Origin of the sequence: Amycolatopsis sp. NPDC006125 (genome assembly GCF_040614195.1) — a bacterium.
Taxonomy (GTDB): Bacteria; Actinomycetota; Actinomycetes; order Mycobacteriales; family Pseudonocardiaceae; genus Amycolatopsis_E; species Amycolatopsis_E tucumanensis.
In genome coordinates this window covers 1-5128 of the sequence record NZ_JBEXTZ010000201.1, presented here as the reverse complement: position 1 = coordinate 5128, position 5128 = coordinate 1, and the positions used below count along the sequence as shown (strand labels likewise).

Here is a 5128-nt window from a genome sequence, read left to right as displayed (position 1 = left end):
CCCATCTCCTTCATGCCCTCGACGATGTCCGCCGGGTAGGCGTCCGCGTGCTCCAGCTCCTGGGCGTGCGGGATGATCTCCTTGTCCACGAACGAGCGGACCGTGGACAGGATCTCTTGCTGCACGTCGGTGAGACCGGCGGTCTGGGCCAGACGGGCCATGGGGCGACTCCTGTGTCAGCGGGCGGTATTACCGGCGAGTATGAGCCCCGCCATGCCGTCCCGCATATGGCGCGCCTCACCCGGGGGCGGACTCCTCCGACTGCCGCGGCGCCGGCGCTTGACCGTTCACCTGCTGCTCGGCGGGCTTCTCGGCGGTGTGCCGTTCGAGAAAGCGGAGCAGCTCCACGGGGAACGGCAGCACCAGGGTGGAGTTCTTCTCCGCCGCCACCTGCACCACCGTCTCCAGCAGGCGCAGCTGCAGCGCCGCCGGGGTGTCGGCCATGATGCCCGCGGCCTCGGACAGCTTGTGCGAGGCCTGCAGCTCACCGTCGGCGGAAATGACCCGCGCCCGGCGCTCGCGTTCGGCCTCGGCCTGGCGCGACATCGACCGCTTCATCGACTCGGGCAGCGCGACGTCCTTGATCTCCACGCGGTCGATGTGCACACCCCAGTCCAGCGCGGGGCTGTCGATCATCAGCTCCAGGCCCTGGTTGAGCCGCTCCCGGTTGGACAGCAGGTCGTCCAGGTCGCTCTTGCCGATGATGGAGCGCAGCGAGGTCTGGGCCACCTGCCCGACGGCGAACCGGTAGTCCTGCACGTTGACGGCGGCGACCACGGGGTCGATGACCTTGAAGTACACGACGGCGTCGACGCGGACCGTCACGTTGTCCCGCGTGATGCCCTCCTGCGCGGGCACCGGGAGGGTGACGATCTGCATGTTCACCTTCTGCAGCCGGTCGGCGATCGGCAACAGCAGGGTCAGGCCGGGCTCCCGGACGGCCGAGGACACCCGGCCGAAGCGGTAGACCAGGCCGCGCTCGTACTGGCGGACCACGCGGACACTGGCGGCGAGTCCGGTGATCCCCACGGCCGCGACGACGGAGATGATTTCGGCCAGCATGGCGGCTCCCAGGGGTGCGTGTCCCTTGACGCGATGTTACCCCCGTCACACCGGTTGGGAAGTGCCCGATCACTGGCAGTCTGGGTGAGGTGCGGATACCTGGGGAGTTCTCACGACGGCTGATCGACAACGAGGGCGACGTGGTGCGGCCGTGGCTGGCCGCGCTGCCGGAACTGGCGGACTGGTGCTGCCGGCAGTGGGGGCTGGTGATCGAGGGCCCGCCGTGGCACGGGTACACCGCGCTGGTGTTCCCGGTGCGCCGCGACGGCGAACCGCTCGTGCTGAAGCTCGCCTGGCAGGACGACGGCACCCGCGACGAGCCGGTGGCGTTGTCCGCCTGGGATGGCCGGGGAGCCGTGCGGCTGCTGGAAAGCGCCCGCGGCGCGCTGCTGCTGGAGCGGCTCGACGCGTCCCGCTCGCTGCTCACCGAGCCGCTGGACAAGGCGCTGGAGATCACGCACGGCCTGCTGCACCGGCTGACCGTGCCCGCTCCCGCGCTCGGCCGCACGCTGCGGGACGAGGCGGTCCGGTTCGCCGAGGAGATGCCCGCCGACTGGGCGCGGCTGGGCGGTCCGGTGCCGAAGCGGTTGCTCGACGCCGCGGTCGCCGTGTGCCGGGACCTCGGGCCGGAAGCCGGGACATCACTGGTCAATCAGGACCTGCACTACGAAAACATCCTCGCAGGCACACGGGAACCGTGGCTGGTGATCGACCCGCAGCCGATCGCCGGGGACCCGGAGTTCGGCCTGATCCCCCTGCTGTGGAACCGGTTCGGAGAGTCCACAGTGGAAGAACGGGTGCATGTGCTGGCCGCCGGGCTGGACCCGGACCGCGCCCGCGCCTGGACGCTCGTGCGGGCCGTGGACAACTGGTTGTGGGCCGCCGAGCACGGTGGTTTCCCCAGCGTGCCGATCCTCAGTGCGATCGCCGAGTGGGCGGCGCTCGAATAGGGTTGGCGGCATGGTGAACAGGGTCTTCGCCGCCCAGCTGGCCGGCCTTCCGGTCTTCGGACCGGACGGCGAGTCCATCGGCAAGGTGCGCGACCTGGTCGCCGGCCTGCGGCTCGACCAGCAGCCGCCGCGGGTGCTGGGGCTCGTCGTCGAGCTGGCCACCCGTCGCCGGGTGTTCGTGCCGATGCTGCGGGTCACCGCGATCGAGCCGAACGCCGTCACGCTCGCGACCGGCTCGGTCAACATGCGCCGCTTCCACCGCCGCCCCAACGAGGTCCTCGTGCTCGGGCAGCTGATCGACGCGCAGGCCCGGCTGGCCTCCACCGACGCGCGCGTCACGGTGGCCGACGCGGCGATGGAACCGGTCCGCACCCGCGACTGGGTGCTGGCGAAGCTCGCCGTCCGCGAGCGCTCCGGACGGCTCGGCATCGGCAGGCGGCGGTCGTCGCTGCAGGTCCTGCCCTGGTCGGAGGTGCGCGGGCTGGGCCTGACCGACCTCACCGGGCAGCCGCAGGGCGCCGGGCAGCTGCTCATGCTGTTCGACACCATGCGCGCGGTCGACATCGCCGCGACCATGCGCGACCTGCCGACCAAGCGGCGGCACGAGGTGGTCGACTCGATGGACGACGAGCGGCTCGCCGACGTGCTGGAGGAACTGCCCGAGGAGGACCAGAAGGAACTGCTCGCGCACCTCGCCGAGGAGCGCGCCGCGGACATCCTGGAGGCGATGAACCCGGACGACGCGGCCGACCTGCTCGCCGAGCTGGCGCCGGCCGACCAGAGCCGGCTGCTGGAGCTGATGCACCCGGACGAGTCCGAGCCGCTGAAGCGCCTGCTCACCTACTCCTCCGACACCGCGGGCGGCCTGATGACGCCGGAGCCGGTCATCCTCACCCCGGACGCCACGATCGCCGAGGCGCTGGCGCACATCCGCAACCCTGACCTGCCCGCCGCGCTGGCCAGCCTGGTTTTCGTGTGCCGCCCGCCGACCGAGACCCCGACCGGCCGCTACGTGGGGTGCGTGCACTTCCAGCGCCTGCTCCGGGAACCGCCTGCCGAGCTGGTCGCCAGCGCCGTGGACACCGACCTGCCCGCACTCGGCCCGGACGCCGACCTGCCGGAGATCACCCGCTACTTCGCGGCCTACAACCTGGCGTGCGGTCCGGTGGTGGACGACCAGGACCACCTGCTGGGCGCCGTCACGGTCGACGACCTGCTCGACCACCTGCTGCCCGACCGCTGGCGCGAGACCGGGCTGCACGACATCACCGAGGGACAGGAGATCGACAGTGCCTGAGTTGACCGCGCGGCGCCGCCTCGACCAGCCCCGCTCCGGACGGGGCCCACTGGTCAGCATCGACCCGGACAGCTTCGGACGGCTGTCCGAGCGGCTGGCCCGGTTCCTCGGCACCGGGAAGTACCTGTTCTGGCAGACCCTCATCGTCGTCGTGTGGATCATCGTCAACCTGAGCGCGGCCGCCCTGCGCTGGGACCCGTACCCGTTCATCCTGCTCAACCTGGCGTTCTCCACGCAGGCGGCGTACGCGGCGCCGTTGATCCTGCTGGCGCAGAACCGGCAGGACGACCGGGACCGGGTGTCGCTGGAGGAGGACCGGCACCGGGCGGCGCAGACCAAGGCCGACACCGAGTACCTGGCGCGCGAGCTGGCCGCGCTGCGCCTGGCCGTCGGCGAGGTCGCGACCCGCGACTACCTGCGCGGGGAGCTGGACAAGCTGCGTGAGGACCTCAACACCAAGCCGCGACGTGGCAAAAGCAATAGGGCCCAGGCGGAGGCCATTACCGGTCCGTAGCATGGTGGGGTGACCAGTACGCAGCAGATCCCCAGTGTCGAGGACGTCCGGGCGGCGCTGAAGGACGTTCACGACCCCGAGATCCGCAAGCCCATCACCGAGCTCGGCATGGTCAAGGACGTCACGGTCGGCGAGGACGGCGTCGTCACGGTCGCGGTGTACCTGACAGTGGCCGGCTGTCCGCTCAAGGACACCATCACCAAGGACACCAAGGCCGCGGTCGGCAAGCTCCCCGGGGTGCGCGACGTCCGGGTGGAGCTCGACGTGATGAGCGACGAGCAACGCACTGAGCTGCGGAAACAGCTGCGTGGTGATGCGGCGGAGCCGGTCATCCCGTTCGCCCAGCCGGGCTCGATGACGCGGGTGTACTGCGTCGCGTCCGGCAAGGGCGGGGTCGGCAAGTCGAGCGTGACGGTCAACCTCGCGGTGGCGATGGCCGAGCGCGGGCTGTCGGTCGGCGTGGTCGACGCCGACATCTACGGCCACTCGGTGCCGCGCATGCTGGGCGCGCGCGAGAAGCCGACGAAGGTCGAGCAGATGATCATGCCGCCGCAGGCGCACGGCGTGAAGGTCATTTCCATCGGCATGTTCACCCCGGGCAACACGCCGGTGGTGTGGCGCGGCCCGATGCTGCACCGCGCGCTGCAGCAGTTCCTGGCCGACGTGTTCTGGGGCGACCTGGACATCCTGCTGCTGGACCTGCCGCCGGGCACCGGTGACATCGCCATTTCGGTGGCCCAGCTGATCCCGAACGCGGAGATCCTGGTGGTGACCACGCCGCAGCAGGCCGCGGCGGAGGTCGCCGAACGGGCCGGCGCGATCGCGATGCAGACGCGGCAGCGGGTCGCCGGGGTCATCGAGAACATGTCCTGGCTGGAGGCGCCGTCCGGCGAGCGGATGGAGATCTTCGGCTCCGGCGGCGGCAAGACCGTGGCCGATTCGCTGTCGAAGTCGGTGGGCTCCGAGGTGCCGCTGCTGGGCCAGGTGCCGCTCGACCCGCGCCTGCGGGAGCAGGGTGACGCCGGAACGCCGCTGGTCCTCGCCGAACCCGAGGCGCCGGCGTCGCTCGTGCTGCGGGACGTGGCGAAGAAGCTCTCGGTGCGGGCCCGCGGGCTGGCCGGGAAGATGCTGAACCTCAGCCCCAGCGGACGCTAGGCCGCAAACACAGGTGAGCTGGGTGGTCATCCCGTCGCCTGACACGTGACGATCACCTTGAGCCAGGGCCGCAACCCTCGCTGCCCGCGTGAGATGACATGCCAACCTTGCGGCCCTGGCTCAAGGTGATATGCACAAACCGGAAGGCGA

Annotated in this window: 6 protein-coding genes; 4 read left to right on the top strand and 2 right to left on the bottom strand. The window is 70.9% G+C overall.

Features of this window, described 5'->3' with window-relative positions:
• The coding region (locus tag ABZ193_RS43200; RefSeq protein ID WP_354714622.1) for an acyl-CoA dehydrogenase family protein at nucleotides 1-161 on the bottom strand (161 nt) is incomplete at its 3' end.
• A 76-nt stretch (nucleotides 162-237) separates the two neighbouring features.
• Nucleotides 238-1062 carry a slipin family protein gene (locus ABZ193_RS43195; RefSeq protein WP_354714620.1) on the bottom strand — a complete coding sequence of 275 codons (825 nt, stop codon included), beginning with the start codon at nucleotides 1060-1062 and terminating at the stop codon, nucleotides 238-240.
• Nucleotides 1063-1151: 89 nt separating this feature from the next.
• Here ABZ193_RS43195 and ABZ193_RS43190 point away from each other — a divergent pair, with 89 nt between their 5' ends.
• Genes ABZ193_RS43190 through ABZ193_RS43175 form a run of 4 tightly spaced genes read left to right on the top strand, consistent with a single transcriptional unit; the run spans nucleotide 1152 to nucleotide 4978 of the window.
• The gene (locus tag ABZ193_RS43190) at nucleotides 1152-2012 is read left to right on the top strand and encodes an aminoglycoside phosphotransferase family protein (RefSeq protein ID WP_354714619.1); all 861 of its coding nucleotides are present in this window, start codon (nucleotides 1152-1154) and stop codon (nucleotides 2010-2012) included.
• Between the two features lie 10 nt (nucleotides 2013-2022).
• A complete protein-coding gene (locus ABZ193_RS43185; protein WP_020420938.1) occupies nucleotides 2023-3309 on the top strand; it encodes a CBS domain-containing protein in 1287 nt (428 codons plus the stop codon).
• Nucleotides 3302-3823, top strand: a complete 522-nt coding sequence (locus tag ABZ193_RS43180) for a DUF1003 domain-containing protein (RefSeq protein ID WP_017986918.1) — start codon at nucleotides 3302-3304, stop codon at nucleotides 3821-3823. Before ABZ193_RS43185 ends, ABZ193_RS43180 begins: the two co-directional genes overlap by 8 nt.
• A gap of 9 nt (nucleotides 3824-3832) precedes the next feature.
• Nucleotides 3833-4978 carry an Mrp/NBP35 family ATP-binding protein gene (locus ABZ193_RS43175; RefSeq protein WP_354714617.1) on the top strand — a complete coding sequence of 382 codons (1146 nt, stop codon included), beginning with the start codon at nucleotides 3833-3835 and terminating at the stop codon, nucleotides 4976-4978.
• Nucleotides 4979-5128 lie beyond the last annotated feature (150 nt).

Excerpts from the sequence above, each read along its gene's own strand:
- ABZ193_RS43195 (WP_354714620.1), bottom strand. The coding sequence starts at position 1,062 with ATGCTGGCCGAAATCATCTCCGTCGTCGCGGCCGTGGGGATCACCGGA.
- ABZ193_RS43185 (WP_020420938.1), top strand. The coding sequence starts at position 2,023 with ATGGTGAACAGGGTCTTCGCCGCCCAGCTGGCCGGCCTTCCGGTCTTC.